Genomic DNA, 19,320 nt, shown 5'->3' with positions numbered 1-19,320 from the left:
GGGCGTGATGTTCACTCAGGTGCCGCAGCCACTGGTCTACGCCGAAGCGTTGCTGGCGCAGTTCGCCAGTCTGTCGCGGGCGGCGGACAGTGCTGTGCTGCTGGGTGAATTCGTCCGTGGCCTGGCCGAGCTGAGCGGTTGCGAATTGACCCAGCTGTATCTGCTCGACGCCACCCACACCTGCCTGGGCATGAACGCCGAGTGCCTCGACGGCGCGCTGCAACCGCGTCAGGCGGCGAGCCTGCCGGCCGATTACAACGGCGAGCAACTGCTGCAGTTCGCCCTGTGTCAGAACCGCGTGGTCTGCCTCGACGACCTCGCCGGCAGCCTGCACGAAACCAGTTTTCTGCCGGCGGCAAGCACGCCGTGGCAGTCGCTGTTGTGCGTGCCGCTGGTCAATCAGCACAAGTCGGTGGAGGGCTTGCTGCTCTGCGCCAGTCGCCGTCGCACTGACTTGCAGGGTTTCGCCGATTCCCTCGGCCAGCTCGGTTCGTTCGTGCTCGGCCAACTGCATCTGCTGCAACGCCTGCGTCAGCCACCGGCCGAATCGGCCACGACCACACGCAGTGTGCCGAGCATCAGCGGCTATGGCCTGATCGGTAAAAGTGCGGCGATGCGCCAGACCTACTCGCTGATCAGCAAGGTTCTGCACAGCCCTTACACCGTGCTGTTGCGGGGCGAGACCGGGACCGGCAAGGAAGTGGTGGCACGGGCGATTCACGATTGCGGCCCGCGTCGTTCCCAGGCGTTCATCGTGCAGAACTGCGCGGCGTTTCCGGAGAACCTGCTCGAAAGCGAGCTGTTCGGCTACCGCAAAGGCGCCTTCACCGGTGCCGATCGCGATCGCGCCGGGTTGTTCGACGCGGCCAATGGCGGCACGTTGCTGCTCGATGAAATCGGTGACATGCCGTTGTCGCTGCAAGCGAAGATTCTGCGCGTGCTGCAGGAAGGCGAGATCCGTCCGCTGGGTTCCAACGACACGCACAAGATCGACGTGCGCATCATCGCCGCGACGCACCGTGATCTGGCGGTGCTGGTCAGCGAAGGCAAGTTCCGCGAGGACTTGTACTACCGCCTCGCGCAATTCCCGATCGAGTTGCCGGCACTGCGTCAGCGCGAAGGCGACATCCTCGATCTGGCCCGGCATTTCGCCGAGAAGACCTGCACGTTTTTGCAGCGTGACCCGGTGCGCTGGTCGGATTCGGCGCTGGAGCATCTGTGCAGTTACACCTTCCCCGGCAACGTTCGCGAACTCAAGGCACTGGTCGAGCGCGCGGTGTTGCTCTGCGAGGGTGGCGAGTTGCTCGCCGAGCATTTTTCCCTGCGTCTGGAACCGATGCCCGAAGACAACAGCGGCCTGAATCTGCGCGAACGCCTGGAGCAGGTCGAGCGCACGTTGCTCCTCGATTGCCTGCGCAAGAACGATGGCAACCAGACCCTTGCCGCCCGCGAACTGGGCCTGCCGCGACGCACGCTGTTGTATCGACTGGGACGCTTGAACATCAATCTGGGAGACTTCGATGGTTGATCTGAAGAAGTGTCCTGAGCTGAACAACTTCCCTGTGGCGAGGGAGCTTGCTCCCGCGCGGCTGCACAGCAGTCGTAGCTCGGTGAACGCGATTGTCCTGAAGCGCCGCGATGGCTGGTTTTGGGGTCGCTTCGCAGCCCAGCGGGAGCAAGCTCCCTCGCCACAGGAGGTTGTCGCTCCTCCCTGGCATGGCTTCAGGCGCCGGTTCAGAGCCTCGCAAAACAATGAATTCGCTAATAACGGCGCCGCCCGCAAGGGCCGGCGCTTTGTGCTTTGTCTACACCTGGAGACCCTCTGATGTCTGTTCGTCACTGGCACGCTGTCCTGCTGACCCTCGTCGTTCTATGCGGCCTTGGCGGCTGTAGCGGCAATTACAAATTCAACGACAACGACTATCGCCCGTTGGGTGATCCGCAAGCGGTCAATCGCGGCAAGTGACCGCAAGGAGCATCAAACATGGAATTGGTTTTCGAAATGCTGAACACCAAGCAGTTCGTGCCCACCGAGTTGTGCCAGCGGACCTTCAAACAGGCCGGTGGCGTGATCGGGCGCGGCGAGGACTGTGACTGGATCATCCCTGACCGCAAGCGTCACCTGTCCAATCACCACGCGATTGTCAGTTACCGCGAGGGCTCGTTCTTCCTCACCGACACCAGCAGCAACGGTGTCCAGGACGGCAGCAGCGGCGCACGCCTGCACAAGGGCGAGCCGGTGCGCATCGAGCACGGCAGCACCTACATTCTCGGCGACTTCGAAATCCGTGCGCGGCTGGTCCGTGACCCGGCGACCTTCGATGGCGAAGTCGGCCGTCCGCGCGCCGCTGGCAGCATCATTCCGGACGACGCGTTCCTTGATCTCGACCCGCTCAATGCCCTCGAACAGCAAGAGCGCGTCTACTCGGAAATCGACGAGCTGCTGTCGCCCACCGCCAAGCCGGAAGATTCCCGTCAGCGTGCCGACTACGCGCGCATCGACATGGAAAGCCTGATGGTCCCGGAGCTGATTGCCGCCCCGGTCGAGCCTGAGCCGGCGCCTGCGCCGAAAGCCGTCGAGCGTCAGAGCGAAGGTTTCTGGGAGCACTTCGGCGCGGCGCTGGGCGTCGACGTCAAAGCCCTCAGTCACGACGAACGTGAAGCGCTGGCGCTGAACGCAGCGCGCCTGCTGCGCCAGAGCATCGGCGGTTTGCAGCAGAGCCTGCGTACCCGCTCGGAGCTGAAAAACGAGCTGCGTCTGGCCCAGACCACCGTGCAAGGCACCAACAAGAACCCGCTGAAATTCGCCGTCGATCCGAGCGAAGCGCTGCAGATTCTGTTGCAGCCAAGCAAGCCCGGACATCTGCCGGCCGAGCAAGCGATCTCCCGCGCATTCCGCGATTTGCAGGCGCATCAAGTGGCGCTGCTGACGGCCAGTCGAGCCGCCGTGCGTGGCACGCTGGAGCACTTCTCGCCGGAGCAACTGACCTTGCGTTTCGAGCGCGACAACAAGCCGTTGATCGCGACATCGGGCGGGCGCTGGAGAGCGTTCGGCCGCTATCACCAGGCACTGCGTCAGGACGATGACTGGAGCGAGCGTCTGCTGGCCCGCGACTTCGCTCAGGCTTACGAAGAACAGATCCGCCTGATCTCCACCCTCCACACCGACCACCAAGGATGATGCGCATGTCTCGCCGCTCGACCGCTTTTTTCAAGACGCTGACTGCGCTCACCGTGCTGGTGCTGCTCGCCGGTTGCTCGTCGCTGTCGCCGTACTCGAAAGTGACCAAGATCAACCTCAAGCTGACCGGCAGCGACCAGCTCAACCCGGACCTCAACGGTCGGCCGTCGCCGATCGTCGTGCGCCTGTTCGAACTCAAGCACCCGGTGACCTTCGAGAACGCTGATTTCTTCAGCCTCTACGAGCGCGCCAAGGAATCCCTCAACCCGGATCTGGTAGCCAGCGAAGAACTCGAACTGCGCCCGGGTGAAACCGTGGAGCTGAAACTCAGCGTGGAGGAGGGCAGCCGTTACGTGGGCATCCTCGCGGCCTATCGCGACCTACCGGATACGCAATGGCGCCACACCGTGCAGATCACTCCGCTGGAACTCACCGAGGCTGATCTGACCCTCGATCAGGCCGGTATCCGCAACACCCAACAAGTGCTCGCCAAGGCGGATGACTGATCATGAACACCCATAAAGTCATTTGGCAGGAAGGCATGCTGCTGCGCCCGCAGCACTTCCAGCACAACGATCGTTACTACGATCACCAGATGAAAACCCGCACGCAATTGCTCGGTGGCTACACCTGGGGTTTTCTCAATCTGGAAATCGACTTGCAGTTCCTCAACATGGGCAAACTGGTGATCAGTGAAGCCTCGGGGATTCTGCCGGACGGCAGCCTGTTCGAACTCGGTGGCAACACCGAGCCGCTGGCGCTGGACGTGCCGCCGAACACCGGCAACACGCCGATCTATCTGGCGCTGCCGCTGGTCACCGGCAACCACATCGAGGCCCGCCGCCCGGAGCAATCTGACGTGCTCGCGCGCTACACCGCGTATGACGCCGAAGTCGCCGACTCCAACGCCGGTGATGACTCCGCCAGCCAGGTCAGCTGCGGGCGTCCGGACTTCAAACTGCTGCTCGGCGAGCAGCAGAGCGATCAGGCCTACGTGAAGCTGAAGATCTGCGACGTGCTCGACACCACGCCCGACGGCGTCATCAGCCTCGACCCGGATTTCGTCCCGACCTACATTCAGGCGCACGCCTCCAGCTACCTGCTGTCGTGCCTGAAAGAAGTCATCAGCATGCTCAGCCACCGCGGCGACACCATTGCCGAGCGGATTCGCTCCAACGGCAAGGTCGGCGGCGCTGAAGTCGGCGACTTCATGATGCTGCAACTGATCAACCGTACCGAACTGCTGCTGCGCCATTACCTCGGGCTTGAGCAGGTGCATCCGGAAGAGTTGTACCGCACGCTGCTGACCATGCTCGGCGATCTGGCGACCTTCTCCGGCGAGAGCAAACGCCCGCGTCTGGACAGCCGCTATTCCCACGCCGATCAGGGCGCAAGCTTCCGCAAACTGATGGAAGCGATCCGTCAGGTGCTGTCGATGGTGCTCGAACAGCACGCCATCGAACTGATCCTGCAGGCGCGTCAGTACGGCATCATCGTCTCGCCGTTGCACGACCACAAACTGCTCGGCTCGGCCTCGTTCGTGCTCGCAGCCAGTGCCAACTGCGACTCCGAAGAACTGCGTCAGCGTTTGCCGCAGCACCTCAAGGTCGGCCCGGTGGAGCGCATCCGCCAACTGGTCAACCTGCACTTGCCGGGGATCAAGGTCAAACCGTTGCCGGTGGCCCCACGGCAGATCGCGTTCCACTCGAACAAAACCTATTTCATCCTCGAACTCAGTTCCGAAGACCTGGCACAACTCGAGCGCTCCGGCGGTTTCGCGTTCCACGTGTCCGGCGAATTCGCCGAGCTTGAACTGAAATTCTGGGCCATCAGGAACTGACCGACATGATCAAGGAAACGGATTACAACCAGGACGACAAAACCGTCCTGCTCGACCGTCAGGGCCACGGACCGGCATCGAGTCCGCTGACCGACTTCGCCGCGCCGCCGCGTTTCGAGCAACTGGAAGAACGCATGATCTACGCCGCGCGCCTGCGTCCGGCGGAGGCGTTCAATATCAGCCTCAACTCGCTGGTCGCGGCCTCGTCCGACCTGCTTTCGGAAGTGGTGCGCCTCAAGCACAGCGAGACCCGCGAAGACCTGTACGCGCTCAATGAGCGGCTGACCGCCGGGCTCAAGTTGTTCGAAGTACGCGCCCTGCACAACGGCGCTGAGAGCAGCCAGGTGATGGCCGCGCGTTACGTGCTCTGCACCGTGGTTGACGAAGCTGTCGTGACCACCCCGTGGGGCAACGAAAGCGAGTGGTCACAGATGAGCCTGCTGAGCAGCTTCCACAACGAAACCTTCGGCGGCGAGAAGTTTTTCCAGCTGCTCGATCGGCTGTCGAAAAACCCGGTCAAGCACCTGCCGATGCTCGAACTGATGTACCTGTGCCTGTCCCTCGGTTTCGAGGGCAAGTACCGCGTACAGGCACGCGGCATGCTTGAGCTTGAAGGCATCCGCGACGCCTTGTACCGGCAGATCCGTCAGTTGCGCGGCGACGTGCCGCGCGAGTTGTCGCCGCACTGGGAAGGCCTCAACGATCAGCGCCGCAACCTGGTACGCATCGTGCCGGCGTGGATGGTGGTGCTGTTCACGCTGGTCTGCCTGGTGGTGATGTATTCGGGCTTCGCCTGGGTTCTGGGCGAACAGCGCGACACCGTTCTGCATCCTTATCAGCCGCTTGATCCAGCCGCGGTGCAACCGCAGGCGCAGCCGTAAAACAGGGACGTGTGATGAAAAAGTTTTTCAAGAAAGTCGGCGCCTTCCTGCGCCAGACCTGGGTCTGGACTCTGCTGCTGGTGCTGTTCGTAGCGCTGCTGGTGTGGTTCGTCGGCCCGTTGTTGGCGGTGGATGATTACAAGTTCTGGGAAAGCGCCACCTCGCGCCTGCTGACCATCAGCGTGCTGTTCCTGATCTGGGGCCTGACCATGGTCTTCGTCAGCTGGCGCGCCGGTATCCGCAAGAAAGCCGAGGAAGAAAGCGAGGACGGCCAGGACCGCATTCGCCGCGAAGAGCTGATCGACGAAGAGCAGAAAGAGTTGAAGGCGCGTTTCAAGGACGCGCTGAAAACCCTGAAGACGTCGAGCCTGTATCGCGGTCGCAGCGAGCGCTGGCGCAGTGACTTGCCGTGGTACCTGCTGATCGGCCCGCAGGCCTCGGGCAAGACCAGCCTGCTGGACTTTTCCGGTCTGGAGTTCCCGATCAACAAGATCGACCGCAAGCTCACTCGCGACACCCTCGGCACCCGTCATTGCGACTGGTATTTTGCCGACCACGGTGTGCTGATCGACACCGCCGGGCGCTACACGACTCAGCCGGACGCGGAAGTTGACGGCAACGCCTGGACCACGCTGCTGGAGCTGCTGCGCAAGCGTCGTCGTGGCCGTCCGTTGAACGGCGTGCTGGTGACCATTCCGGTGGAAACCCTCACCGGTGGCAGCGAGCAGGACATCGACACGCTGGCCCGCCAGGTGCGCAGCCGTCTGCAGGATGTGCATCAGAAACTGCACGTCGACGTGCCGGTGTATCTGGTGCTGAGCAAGGCTGACAAGCTGCTCGGCTTCGACGAATTCTTCGATCAACTGACCCGCGAAGAAAGCGATCAAGTGCTCGGCACCAGTTTCCGCAAGGATCAGGTCGGCACCGACGTCGCGGTTCTGCGCAACGAGTTCGAAGAGTTGCTGCGCCGCTTGAACAGCCAAGTGATCATGCGCATGCACTCCGAGCGCGATACTCAGCGCCGTGGGCGCATCCTCGATTTCCCGCATCAGTTGGGGCAGATCGGCGAGCGTCTGTGCCTGTTCGTCGACATGGCGTTCACCGGCAACCGTTATCAGCGTGCCACGCAACTGCGCGGTTTCTACCTGACCAGCGCGCCGCACCTGACCCAGGAAATGGATTCGACCACCGCCGGCATCGGCGCCAGCCTCGGCATGAACGCCGGCGTGCTGCCGACTCTGCGCAGCGGCCGGTCGCGGTTCATCCACCACTTGCTCAGCCAGGTGATTTTCCCCGAAGCCGATCTGGCCGGTCTGGACAAGCGCGAGCGCAGCCGCATTCATTGGGGCCAGCGCGCGCTGTACGTCGGTGCACTGGCGGCACTGGCCCTGTTCGGCATGCTCTGGGCCGGTGGTTTCTCGGCCAACTACGAGCGTCTGGAAAACCTGCGCACGCTGGCACAGAACTGGACCCAGCAACGCTCGGCCGTAACGCCGCGCGATGACGCCATGGGCGTGCTGAAAGTCCTCGACACCAGCTACGCCGCGACCCAGGTGTTCCCGAGCAAGGGCGACGTGTCGTACCACGAACGTGGCGGCCTGTATCAGGGCGAAGAGATCAACCCGGTGGTGAAAACCGCCTACGAGCGTGAACTTGAAGCGCAGTTGCTGCCCCGGGTGGCGAGCATGCTGGAAGGGCAGATCCGCGCCAATATGAAGGACCGCGATCGCCTGCTCAACAGCCTGCGCGCGTATCTGATGTTGAACATGAAGGATCGTCGCGACGCGGCGTGGCTCAAGGACTGGGTCGCCACTGACTGGTCGCAGCGCTACACCGGCAACACCGCTGTGCAGAACGGTCTGAATACTCACCTTGAGCGCTTGCTCAAGCAGCCGTTCATCTACCCGCTGAACGATCAGTTGGTGACGCAGGCGCGTCAGGTCCTGCGCAGCGAATCTCTGGCCAACGTGGTGTATCGCATGCTCCGCGAGCAGGCGCGCAATCTGCCGGACTACCGTTTCAGCCAACACCTCGGCCCGCAAGGCTCGCTGTTCATCGGCACTGAATACGTGATCCCGGGTTTCTACACCCAACAGGGTTATCAGCAGTATTTCTCGGTGCAGGGCGCCGCGCTGGTCACCGATATCCTGCGTGACAACTGGGTGCTGGGCGAAGGCGCGGGCATCAGCGACATGGACTTGCGTCGCCTGATGGTCGAGCTTGAGCAGCTGTACTTCCGCGACTACGCCAACTACTGGAGCGAAGCCGTTGGCCAGGTCGCACTGCCACCGATCAGCGACGCCGGCGAAGGCGCCGAGCAACTGGCAGGCCTGACTTCGGCTAACTCGCCGGTACTCGCGCTGCTCACCGAAGTGCGTGAAAACACCCGCTTCGAAGCCGCTGCTGATCCGGTCGATGAAGCCGGCGAAGCTGCCGATGCGCTGGCCGGGCAGAAAGGCAAACTGGGCAAGGTCGGCAAACTCGCCGCGGCTGCTGCCGACAAGGCTTCGGCGCTGAACGTGGCGAAGAACCTGCCGGACACTGCGAAGAAATCCCTGCAACGCCGCTTCGAGCCGCTGCATCGTTTGCTGGACGACAACAACGGCCCGGGCGCTGACCTGACGCCAGCGTTCAGCGCGCTCAACGACCTGCAGCTGCAACTGGCCGGTCTGGCCCGTTCCAGCACGCCGGAGCAAGCCGCGTTCGAGATGGCCAAGACGCGCATGAGCGGCCAGCGAGATGCGCTGACCAACCTGCGCAATGCCTCCGGTCGTCTGCCGCGTCCGCTCAGCGTGTGGTTCAACGTGCTGGCCGAGGACTCGTGGCGCCTGGTGCTCAACGATGCCTATCAATACCTGAACGGCCGTTATCAGAACGAGCTGTACAGCGTGTATGGCAAAACCATCAGCAAGCGCTATCCGTTCAGCGCCAGCAGCACCAGCGATGTGGCGATCAGCGATTTCCGCGAGTTCTTCCGCGCTCAGGGTACCGTCGACCGTTTCTTCGACAGCTACATGCGTCCGTTCGTCAGTGGCGATCCGGGCAACTACCGCATGCGCAGCGTCGATGGTCACAGCCTCCCGGTATCGAAGGTCTACCTCGATCAGATGGCGGCGGCGCAGACCATTCGCCAGAGCTTCTTCTCGATCAACCCGGCCGAGCCGACCGTGCAGTTCAAGCTCGAGCCGTACACCCTCGATCCGGCGGTCAGCCGTTCCGAATTCAAGTTCGGCGACAAGACCATGGAATACCGTCACGGCCCGATCCTGCCAATGACCTTCAAGTGGCCGACCGATGCTGAAGACGGTCGCACCAGCCTGGTCATGGACAAGATGGCCGGGCGTCCGATCGGTATCGAGAAGAACTCCGGCCCATGGTCGCTGTTCCGTCTGTTCGACCTGATGCAGACCGAGTACCTGAACGGTCGCGACGTGCTGGTGCTGAAAGCGGACGTGGGCGGCCTGCGCGCCAACTATCTGCTGACCAGCCAGCGCACGCCGAACCCGTTCGACATGGGCGTGCTGCGCACCTTCCGTATGCCGGTGCAGCTCTGATGCTGGTGGCCAGTCCCTGGCGCAGCGCGGCGCGTACCGACCCGGGCAAGGTGCGGGCGCGCAACGAAGATGCCTTCCTCGATTCCCCGCAGCATGGGCTGTGGGTGGTCGCGGACGGCATGGGCGGTCATCAGGGTGGCGACATCGCCAGCCAGTTGATCGTCGCCAGCCTGGCTGAGTTGCCGCAACACGAGGATTTCGACGAACGCCTCAAAGCCATCCGCCAGTGCCTGCACTGGCTGAACCGGCGACTGGGGCAAGAGCTGACCGTCACTGCCGGGCGTCACGACAGCATCATGGGCAGCACCGTCGTCGCGCTGCTGGTGGAAGGCAACCGCGCGGCCTGCATCTGGGCCGGCGACAGCCGTTGCTACATGTGGCGTGGGCAGCGTTTGTATCAGCTGTCCAAGGACCATTCGCTGCAACAGCAGTTGATCGACGAGCAGCAAATGAGCGTCGAACAGGCGGCAGCGCACCCGGCGGCTCAGGCCTTGACCCGAGCCGTCGGTGCCGCTGAAACGCTGACCCTGGATGTGCTCGAACTCGAGGTCTATCCGGGCGATGTGTTTTTGCTCTGCAGCGATGGTTTGTATCAGGGCCTGAGCAGCGACGCCCTCGGCAATGCCCTCAGCCTCAGCGCGCCGCACGTGGCGCTGGAACGTTTGTTCGACGGCGCCCTGCGAGGCGCTGCGCGGGACAACCTGACTGCCGTGGTGATCCGCCAATGAGTGAACTCGAATCGCCCGTCGATGACTTGCTGATCAGCGAAGACCAGGCCAACAACCTGACCTACTTCGCTTTCGCCAAGGGCAACAAGGCCGAACCGTTGCTGGCACCGACCAAGGCCAGCATCGGTGCGCTGCCGGATGTACTCGCCGGTCGCTACCACCTCGAGCGCTTGCTCGGGGCCGGTGGCATGGGCGCCGTTTACCGGGCGCGGGATCTGCTGCATGAACAGTTCGGCGATCCCGACCCTTACATTGCGCTGAAAATCCTCAGCGAAGAATTTGCCGAATCGCCGGACGCCAGTGCCTTGCTCTACAGCGAGTTCGCCCTGACCCGGCGCCTGCGCCACGACAACGTCGTGCGTGCGCACACCTTTGAAGTCGACACCGACTGCCAGCGGGCCTTCATCACCATGGAATACATGCGTGGCCTGACCCTGGACAAATTGCTCTGCGAGCGGCCGATGGGCCTGCCGTGGAAGGAACTGCGCGACATCGTCCTGCCGCTGCTCGACACGTTGGCCTACGCCCACCGTCGCGGCGTGCTGCACGGTGACCTGAAACCGAGCAACGTGATGCTCAGCGAAGACGGCCTGCGCCTGTTCGACTTCGGTCTGGGACAGGCAGAGGAGGGCACCTTGCCCGGTCTGCCGCACCTGAGCCGCGAGCGTTTCAACGCCTGGACCCCAGGCTACGCCGCCCCCGAACTGCTTGAGGGCCAACCGTTGTCGGCCAGCGCGGACGTGTACGGCGTGGCCTGCGTGATCTACGAACTGGCGAGCGGCAAACACCCGTTCCGCCGCTTGCCCTCGACCCAGGCTCGCGACGAGCACCTGGAGCGCGAACTGCACGCACCGAAAAACCTAGCGAAACACGGCTGGACAGCGCTGCAGACCGCGCTGAGCTTCAACCCGGCAGAGCGCAACATCACTGCCGCACAATTGCGTGACGCCTTGGGCGCCACTTCGTCCTGGCTGCAACGTCTGCGACTTCGGGCGTAACGGATGACATTCGAACAGGGAGCACACGATGTTCAACTCAGCTAACGAAACCCACTTCAGCCTCAAGGTCGAAGACTACGTCGGCGACCTGCAAGTGCTGTCGTTCACCGGCACCGAAGGCATCAGCCAGGCGTATCGCTTCGACCTCGAACTGGTCAGCGAAAACCCGGATCTGGACCTCGAGCAACTGCTGCACAAGCAGGCGTTCCTCGCATTCGATCCCCAGGGCTCGGGGATTCACGGGCAGATCTACCGCGTCGCTCAGGGCGATGCCGGCAAGCGCCTGACCCGCTACAAAGTCTCGATCGTGCCGCAACTGCAATACCTGCATCACCGCACCAACCAGCGCATCTACCAGCAGATGTCCGCACCGAAAATCATCGCGCTGATCCTCGAAGAACACGGCATCAAGAGCAACGCCTACAGCTTCCAGCTCAGCGAGCCGTGCCCGGATCGCGACTACTGCGTGCAGTACGACGAAACCGACCTGCACTTTGTCCAGCGCCTGTGCGAAGAAGAGGGCATCCACTATCACTTCCAGCACAGCGAAAAAGCCCATCTGCTGGTGTTCGGCGACGACCAGACCGTGTTCCAGAACCTAGGGCAGCCAACCGCCTACGTGCAGGGCAGCGGCATGGTCGCGGACGAGCCGGTAATCAAAGCCTTCAAACTGCGCCTGGAAACCCGCACCACGCGCACCACGCGCCGCGACTACGACTTCGAAAAACCGCGCCTGCAAATGGAGGCCGCGTACAAACCAGATGGCGACAGCACTGAACCGGATCTCGAAGACTACGACTACCCCGGCCGCTTCATCGACCGCGCGCGTGGCAAGTTCCTCAGCCAGCGCGCCCTCGAACGCCACCGCGCCGACTACCGCCAGGCCGAAGGTCGCGGCGACCAGACCAGACTGGTCAGCGGCCACTTCATGGAAATGTCCGACCACCCGCGCAGCGAGTGGAACGACCTGTGGCTGCTCACCGAAATCTTCCACGAAGGCAAACAACCGCAAGTCCTCGAAGAAGGCGTGACCAGCGACACCACCGACAACAAAGACGATTTCCACCAAGGCTACCGCAACCGCTTCCTCGCCACCCCGTGGGACGTGTTCTACCGGCCGGCCCTCGAACACCCGAAACCGCGAGTGCTCGGCAGCCAGACCGCCATGGTCACCGGCCCCAAAGGCGAAGAAATCCACTGCGACCAATACGGCCGCATCAAAGTCCAGTTCCACTGGGACCGCGAAGGCCTCGCCGACGACAAAACCAGCTGCTGGCTTCGTGTCTCCAGCTCCTGGGCCGGTGACCGCTACGGCGCCATCAGCATCCCGCGCATCGGCATGGAAGTCCTCGTCACCTTCCTCGAAGGCGACCCCGACCAGCCCCTCGTCACCGGCTGCCTGTACCACAAGGAAAACGCGGTGCCGTACGCCTTGCCGGCGAACAAGACTCGCAGCGTGTTTAAAACGCTCAGCTCACCGGGTGGCGGTGGGTACAACGAACTGCGCATTGAAGACAAGAAAGGTGCGGAGCAGATCTACATCCACGCCCAGCGGGACTGGGATGAGAACGTCGAGCACGACCAGAAGATTCGGGTCGGCAATGAACGTCACGACACGGTGGTGAAGAACACCTACACCGAGCTGAAAGCCGAGGAACACCGCACCACGATCTCTGATCGCAAGATTGAAGCGAAGCTGGATGATCACCTCACGGTTGGGCAGAACCAGCATGTGAAGCTTGGGACTGCGCAACTGACCAGCGTGGGGAAAGAGATTCACCTCAAGGCTGGGGACAAGATTGTTATTGAGGCGGGGACGGAGCTGACCATTCTTGGGGGTGGGAGCTTTATCAAGCTCGATGGCGGTGGTGTGACGGTGGTTGGGCCGGTGATCAAGATCAATGCGGGTGGTTCTGCGGGGGCGGGGACTGGCATTGGTATCAAGCCGCCAGTGCTGCCGGGGGCGGCGGATAAGGATAAGGCGGGGAGTTTGATGGATCAGGCGTTGGGGAATGCGGTGCCTGAGAAGGTTAAGCCGAAGGCTTTTTTTGTGTTTTCTGAGTGATGAGTGTCGTGATGACAACAAACAGGTACGTGAGGCAGATGAAGTGGTTTTCGATTGTTTTGTTGTACTGGGGGATGACTTCGGGGGCCTTTGCCTCTTCGTCCAGCACCGCCCAATGCCCAAGTGGCAATTTTGCTGATTTCGTAAAAGTTTTTGCATCTGAGCCAGCGACACAGAAAGCGTTTATTGCGTCTCCTGTGAAGCATGTTCACGTGATAGCTGATGGGAAAATACCGAAGGTTGTCGAACGGAGCTTGGGCTCGATTTCCGCCGATGAGTTGAAGGTGCTGCTTCCGGAAAATGCTGCCAAATTGGATCTCACTATTGAAACCAAGGTGCCTGACAGGGTGGTCGTCCGAGATGAGGCGGGCCATTTTTTGAAGATTTTCGTCTTCAAACACAGTGATTGCTGGGCTCTGAGTCGAGTGGAGGACTGGGCAATCGATGCGGTGATGGAAGAGATCACTCAGTCTGAGAAACTAACGCCCGGTGAGCTGGAACTCAAAAAAGGCGTCATATTCGACAGGTTGGTCAACAAGGCGTCTCCCGAATCAGGGATCTATTTGTACGCCGCGGCATTGGATAGCTATTTAGATGGAGCCCGGAAGGGTTCGGCGCAAGCAGCATTCGCTGCTGCGGGAATCAGTCTTTCTGGACAAGCGCCACGCTTGGAGAATTCAAGAATCCTGGCGTTGTTGATTCAAGCTTCAGAACAAGTCCCGGATGCCGGCTTGACTCTCGCGGATTTTTATTGCGACGAAGGTGAGTATGACGAAAATCACGGTTGTATTAACCCCAGAGAATCAATAGCGACATTGGAGCGTGCCGCCCGTCTAGGTTCGACTAACGCACTGATTCGATTAGGTGAAGTGTACGAAGCGGGAGCCCTCGTAGCTGCTGACTTGCCTCGCGCGATGGCGTGTTACCGGAATATTCAGAAAACCGATCCCAAGACGGCTACCGCTTTGGTTGAGCGCTTGGCAGCCCGAGGCGTCGTCAGCGATAACTCTATTCAATGTTTTGAAGCAGGAAGCTTTTGATGAGCACAGGACTACTTGAACAAAGGCAGCAATATCGCACTGGTTACGAGTACGGCCCTTTCAAGGGCGAGACTGACCATGATAACGATGGCAGGAAGGAAATCGACTGCTCCGGGCTTCTGTATCGAATGCTGAAGGATGCGGGGTATACGATCCCTTACCTCACAACATCAGGGTTGAATACCGACACTACTTATTTTGATGTGATCCCGCTTGCGGAAGTACAGCCTGGCGATATTGCGCTGTGGATAAACTTTCATGGACACACGGGGGTCATCGAAGACATCTCCGGGTCGCCTGTTCGAGATAGGGGAAATTTCTTCGGTTCACAGTCTTCAAACGGACCGAAATCTGCCAAATATGGGGCGGGTAGTGGTTACTGGCCAATGCCTGAAAAGTTTTTACGCCCAAAGCCCCAATTCAGAGGCGCACAACCTGCACCCGCACCTACTCCAGCGCCGGCCCCTGCAGGCCCATCTCCGCTGATGAGCTTCCAATATCCCTTCAGAAAAGCTGACGGTAAGCAGTTTTCTGATGCGGATGAGATTTACAAGGCTCTCGAAAACGAGAGTGCCGGGCATTATTTGCTTGGCAGCAACAAGTTCTGGCACGGTGGCATTCACATCAGCAATGCCAGCGCTCCTCAATGCATTTTGAATGAACCGATTCGCTGCATGGCCGACGGCGAGGTCGTGGCTTATCGTCTCAATGAAGATTATTTGGAGTCGACCTTTGGTGAAAATGAAAAAAAACTGAAGTATTCCAATTCTTTTTGTCTTGTACGCCATGAGTATAAATCCGAGCCTAATCCTGAAGATGGGCCAAACAAGGGCAAGCAAAATAAGCTGACATTTTTCAGCCTTTATATGCATTTGCTACCTTATAAGCGTTATCCGCTGTCGGAGGAGGAAATTCCTAAGCCTAAGGTGACAATGCAGGTTGACGACTTTAAAGCCTATGATAGTTTTCCCGAAGCATCCGGCTGGCCCTCTCCAGGAAAGTTGACCCGCGGGACCAAACTTGAAGTGTTGGAGGAAAAAGCCGCAGGGGATATTACCTATGCCAAGGGTAAGATTCTTTCGGGAAGCGTCAAGAACAACGCACAAAAAGTACGCTTGTCAGGCAGCGTGGTCTGGTTTGCTTACCTGAAAAATAGTGAGCCATTTAAGAACTCGCAGCAAAAGCGTATATGGCATGCTGACCTGATTCCCGAGCGTAATAAACCAAAATATTGGCAAGGGAAGGTAAAAGGTACTGCTATCAAAAAGCTGGATCTGTATCAGGACCCGGCTTTACCGCAGAATGGACAGCCCGCAGGCCCCAGAAAAGGAACAATGCAGCTTAATCCGGGAAGCGTTGTTGAGTTTGAAAGTAAAGATGTATTGAACCTGACGGTGTCGGGAGCCACCCGACGAATGGCGAAATGCACGAAAATCAGTGGCGACCTTGCGGGCGCGGGTGAGGTGATAACTAGTTTTTGGGCATTCGTGGAAAATGAATTTGTCGCTTGGGATGTCATTCCAACAAGTTTTGATTCCGTCGAGCTCACGGGTACAGGGATTAAGGCTGGCGATCCGATTGGCTATCTTGGGCTGACGGAAAATTTGTCTGGAGAGGACGGTAATGTTTCAAGCAAGCATCAGGTTCATGTCGAGATCTTCACCGCGGAAACCCATGTAGCGGAATTTTTGAAGAATAGCGCGGGATTGAAAGTTGGGAAACAATATCTTCACTTGTTAGCGGGAACAAATCTGAAAAGAAATGCACCAGCGACAAATTTGACTCCGCTCAAGAAAGCGCATGCCGTTGATCTGAACAAAACCCGCGCCATCAAAGAAGGCGCCGAGGACTATTATCAGGTTTCCATCATCGAGGACGGCTCGCCCTTAGCCGGGCTTGTAAATAAAAACGAAACAGAAATCATTTCGCAGCACGACTGGGGGAAACTTGGCTTCATTATTGTTGAGGAAGCAAACGCAGCGGCAGATGGATTTCTTGATCCGGATAGCATGCCGCAGTTCTTCAAAGATCTATTCCTGAAGATGGATACCAACGACGATAAGGAAGTTGATCCTGCAGAGCTTGCCGTTGCATTGAAAACTGCAGAGACAAGAGCGAGCTGGGCCAAGCTGATCGCGCGTCATCCTACGGAATGGAAAGAGGAAGCAGATGCTGCCAAATGGAATCGACTTGGTCTAATTTTAGAAGACACTCCGAAAACCTTGAAACACGAAAAAGAACGAATCACTAAGTATGTGTTTTGGGAGGATCTGAAAGACAAGGCCGCCATGAGTACGGACTTGGTTTGGCATTTTCATCCTATTGAAATGCTTAGTAACTTCATGAGTCGTTCCGAGTTTATAGATGTCGAGCGGTTTGTAGCCATGTATTCTGAGCAACATGCTTCGTTTCAGGTTGATGCGCCTCCGTTTTCTGCTGCGTCCAAGTCCAATTTGCGTAAGATCGCAGAAAATATTAATAAATATCTAGACAAAACCAAAGAGGTTTATACAGTCTATGAATTGTCATATATGTTCGCGACGGCGCGTCACGAGGCTTACCAATTTATGATTGCTGAGTATTTTAGCGCTGCCCCGGAGTATGGGCCGGTTTCCTATTTTGACAAATATGACCCTGTGCTTGCAGATACCGCAACACGCAGACAAACTGCGATCGGCAACGGTAATACGGTACAAGGGGACGGTTTTAAATATCGGGGTCGTGGTCTCGTTCATTTGACATGGAAGAAGAACTATCAAAAGGCGAAAGATTATTTCGGAATCGACTTTGTCGCCCGTCCCGATGAGGCCGCTGGGTTTGAAAATTCTGTGCCGATTATGATATGGGGCATGAAAGAAGGTATATTTACAGGGAAAAAACTTGGCGATTATGTAAATAATAGTGCCAAGGACTATGAAGGGGCGCGAAAGGTAATCAACGGTTCCGACCAAAAAGCGTTGATTGCTAGTTATGCTGTGAAATTCGAAGCGATACTAAAGGCCACGTCAATTGCACCGGAGACCAAATAAGTATGAATATTAAGTTGCCTGTAGGTTTAGCTGTCGTAACTTTCGTGCTAGCAGGTTTCGCAGTCGCCGAGCCGCATGACGTGTATTCAGCCGATGTTGACGCCCAGTCTCTGACCGTTACTTGGTCAGGTGGTAGCAAAACAATAGAAGGCGTAGTCGGGAGTCAAGGCGAAACAACTAGGGAACTGGTTGAATTTAATGGAGGTAAGGCTCTCCATTACGAAAATCTGGCGTCGCGTGCTCCTTTTGAAGCCTATTTTACGTTAACTAGGCATGGCGCGGATGTTCTCATAGATTGCGTGTATACAAATATTCGGAACGAGCAGAATGGAGTTCTAATAAACAAAGCCGTTTGTGGCTTGGATCGCCCATTAGCTGAAGAGTATGAGGAAGCAGTTTCTGAATTTTCGGATCAGTGGAAAAACTTGACTAGCAAGGTTGTTATAGCGCCTTTGTTGGCAACGCCCCCGGTATTGGTAGAGGTTGAAGACTCGGCTTTTGGTGGGGTGAAGTTATCTCGAACCTATCATTCTCCCAATGACCTAAAGTTCTTGCGTCCCGAAAGCGTTGTAAAGAAAGACAAAGTCAGCCATTCCTTTGGTGATAACTACGTATTTTCCGTTTACTCGCCTGGCGATTTAGTCAGTCCGCTTTATCTCGATGTGTCTTCTGGAAAGCTTGACAGTTCATTCGTAAGATATGATCGGGCTGCTTTAAATAAGCTGTTCTGATCAATTCTTCTGAACTCAAAGAAAGGGCGGATCTGTTTGGTGTGCAATGCGAATTCTGTCTAGATTGCGAAGGCAAACAGATCTGTTCCGTTTATTCACTGGCTTAATCATGGCAGTGGCACTTACAAAATAAGAGCGATTTTCGTTACCAAGCCAAAGTCGGCACGTTTGAAGAGTTGCAACTGTCTGCGGCGATGGATTCGTTGATCCGCAGGTTGTCAAAAAAACGTAAAGCGTCGCTCCCGGGTCTTTGGGTAATAAATATTTCCAAGCAATGCATCACCCGATTCACCAAACGCAAAACCTGAATGACTCAAGGATGAACACAGTGAACCGTTTTGTTTTAACTCTGCTGGCCGTACTGCTGCCGGCTTCAGCGGCCTATGCACAGGACGATTGCAGCCATGTCACCTCAAGCCTGGAAATGGTTCCCTGCTCGGAGGCGGCGAAGAAGGCTGCCGATGCGCAGTTGAATGTCAGTTACAAGCAGTTGATGACGCGGCTTGAGTCTGACTATCGAGCAGATCCGGCATTGGGCGCGGAGTACGCCGCGAAGGTCAAAGAGTCGCAACGTGCGTGGTTGAATTTGCGCGATGCGAACTGCCCTTTGGAGGCATTCGAAATCGAGACGGGGATGCCGGCGCATGTGTTCGCCGTTAACTCTTGCATCGCCAGGATGAGCCGAGAGCGTTCGGCGTATCTGGACAAGATTGTGCCTGCTTTAGCATCCGACAAGAGCGCTTCGACGGCGCCGGCCAGCGGCGCTTGTCCTTCGGAGGAGTTTCCTGCTTTCCTGACAGCGTTTTCCGCCAATAGCGAATCACAACGCCGTCTCACCGCAATGACGGTTAAGTCGCTGGTGTTGAAACCGGTAGCTGGGAAGGATCGAAGCACCTTTGAGCCTTCGACCTCGGGTGTTAGTGGAACAACGTTCACCTATCCGCTGATGGCTGCAATCACACCCGGCAAGACACCTGGAGTCGAGATCGAAGAGGTCGATGACAGTCACGTCAACGTTGTGGATAAACGGGCGGGTAACAGCAATATCAAGATCTTCAACTTCTCTCGTCAGGCATGTTGGGTGCTTGAGGGGGTTGAGGATTGGTCGATTAGTGAGAAAGACTTGGTAGTGGCGAGCAAGCCCAAGTTGAGTGTTGAGGAGAATTTCTGCCGCTGATCTGGCTTAATGATTCTGGACACCCCTAAAGGGCGGTAATCTACGCCCATAGACGAGGTGTGATTTGACCAGACGATATTTTTCGACAGATTTCAA

Annotated in this window: 14 protein-coding genes; all 14 read left to right on the top strand. The window is 58.2% G+C overall.

What is annotated here, in order from left to right; translation table 11 throughout:
• Positions 1 to 7: 7 nt before the first annotated feature.
• The 14 genes from DCO47_RS11450 to DCO47_RS11380 all read left to right on the top strand — a co-directional run bounded on the left by DCO47_RS11450 (position 8) and on the right by DCO47_RS11380 (position 19,224).
• Positions 8 to 1,528, top strand: a complete 1,521-nt coding sequence (locus DCO47_RS11450) for a sigma-54-dependent Fis family transcriptional regulator (RefSeq protein WP_116658129.1) — start codon at positions 8 to 10, stop codon at positions 1,526 to 1,528.
• A gap of 297 nt (positions 1,529 to 1,825) precedes the next feature.
• Positions 1,826 to 1,966, top strand: a complete 141-nt coding sequence (locus tag DCO47_RS11440) for a hypothetical protein (protein ID WP_003229566.1) — start codon at positions 1,826 to 1,828, stop codon at positions 1,964 to 1,966.
• Positions 1,967 to 1,984: 18 nt separating this feature from the next.
• Positions 1,985 to 3,181: a type VI secretion system-associated FHA domain protein TagH gene (gene tagH, locus DCO47_RS11435; protein WP_042608095.1), complete on the top strand. Its 1,197-nt coding sequence runs from the start codon at positions 1,985 to 1,987 to the stop codon at positions 3,179 to 3,181.
• A gap of 5 nt (positions 3,182 to 3,186) precedes the next feature.
• Entirely contained in the window at positions 3,187 to 3,687 is a 501-nt protein-coding gene (gene tssJ, locus DCO47_RS11430; protein WP_016772509.1) for a type VI secretion system lipoprotein TssJ, read from the top strand.
• A gap of 2 nt (positions 3,688 to 3,689) precedes the next feature.
• The gene (tssK, locus tag DCO47_RS11425) at positions 3,690 to 5,021 is read left to right on the top strand and encodes a type VI secretion system baseplate subunit TssK (protein ID WP_016772510.1); all 1,332 of its coding nucleotides are present in this window, start codon (positions 3,690 to 3,692) and stop codon (positions 5,019 to 5,021) included.
• 5 nt (positions 5,022 to 5,026) lie between these two features.
• Positions 5,027 to 5,902: a type IVB secretion system protein IcmH/DotU gene (gene icmH, locus DCO47_RS11420; protein WP_064365130.1), complete on the top strand. Its 876-nt coding sequence runs from the start codon at positions 5,027 to 5,029 to the stop codon at positions 5,900 to 5,902.
• A 14-nt stretch (positions 5,903 to 5,916) separates the two neighbouring features.
• Positions 5,917 to 9,456, top strand: coding sequence for a type VI secretion system membrane subunit TssM (tssM, locus tag DCO47_RS11415; protein ID WP_042608096.1), 3,540 nt, complete (start codon positions 5,917 to 5,919; stop codon positions 9,454 to 9,456).
• Positions 9,456 to 10,184, top strand: coding sequence for a PP2C family serine/threonine-protein phosphatase (locus DCO47_RS11410; protein ID WP_042608097.1), 729 nt, complete (start codon positions 9,456 to 9,458; stop codon positions 10,182 to 10,184). Before tssM ends, DCO47_RS11410 begins: the two co-directional genes overlap by 1 nt.
• Positions 10,181 to 11,182: a serine/threonine-protein kinase gene (locus tag DCO47_RS11405; protein ID WP_116658127.1), complete on the top strand. Its 1,002-nt coding sequence runs from the start codon at positions 10,181 to 10,183 to the stop codon at positions 11,180 to 11,182. Before DCO47_RS11410 ends, DCO47_RS11405 begins: the two co-directional genes overlap by 4 nt.
• A 28-nt stretch (positions 11,183 to 11,210) precedes the next feature.
• A complete protein-coding gene (locus DCO47_RS11400; protein WP_116658126.1) occupies positions 11,211 to 13,247 on the top strand; it encodes a type VI secretion system tip protein VgrG in 2,037 nt (678 codons plus the stop codon).
• 38 nt (positions 13,248 to 13,285) lie between these two features.
• On the top strand, positions 13,286 to 14,287 hold the full coding sequence (locus DCO47_RS11395; protein ID WP_133247400.1) for a sel1 repeat family protein: 1,002 nt from the start codon (positions 13,286 to 13,288) through the stop codon (positions 14,285 to 14,287).
• Positions 14,287 to 17,316, top strand: coding sequence for a hypothetical protein (locus tag DCO47_RS11390; RefSeq protein ID WP_116658124.1), 3,030 nt, complete (start codon positions 14,287 to 14,289; stop codon positions 17,314 to 17,316). The genes DCO47_RS11395 and DCO47_RS11390 overlap by 1 nt, the downstream gene beginning before the upstream one ends.
• Positions 17,317 to 17,318: 2 nt before the next feature.
• Entirely contained in the window at positions 17,319 to 18,047 is a 729-nt protein-coding gene (locus tag DCO47_RS11385) for a hypothetical protein (protein WP_064365124.1), read from the top strand.
• A gap of 328 nt (positions 18,048 to 18,375) precedes the next feature.
• Positions 18,376 to 19,224, top strand: a complete 849-nt coding sequence (locus DCO47_RS11380) for a lysozyme inhibitor LprI family protein (protein WP_256590143.1) — start codon at positions 18,376 to 18,378, stop codon at positions 19,222 to 19,224.
• Positions 19,225 to 19,320 lie beyond the last annotated feature (96 nt).

The organism is Pseudomonas sp. NDM (genome assembly GCF_003105095.1).
Classification (GTDB): Bacteria; Pseudomonadota; Gammaproteobacteria; order Pseudomonadales; family Pseudomonadaceae; genus Aquipseudomonas; species Aquipseudomonas moraviensis_A.
This window is presented reverse-complemented; position numbering and strand designations above follow the sequence as displayed.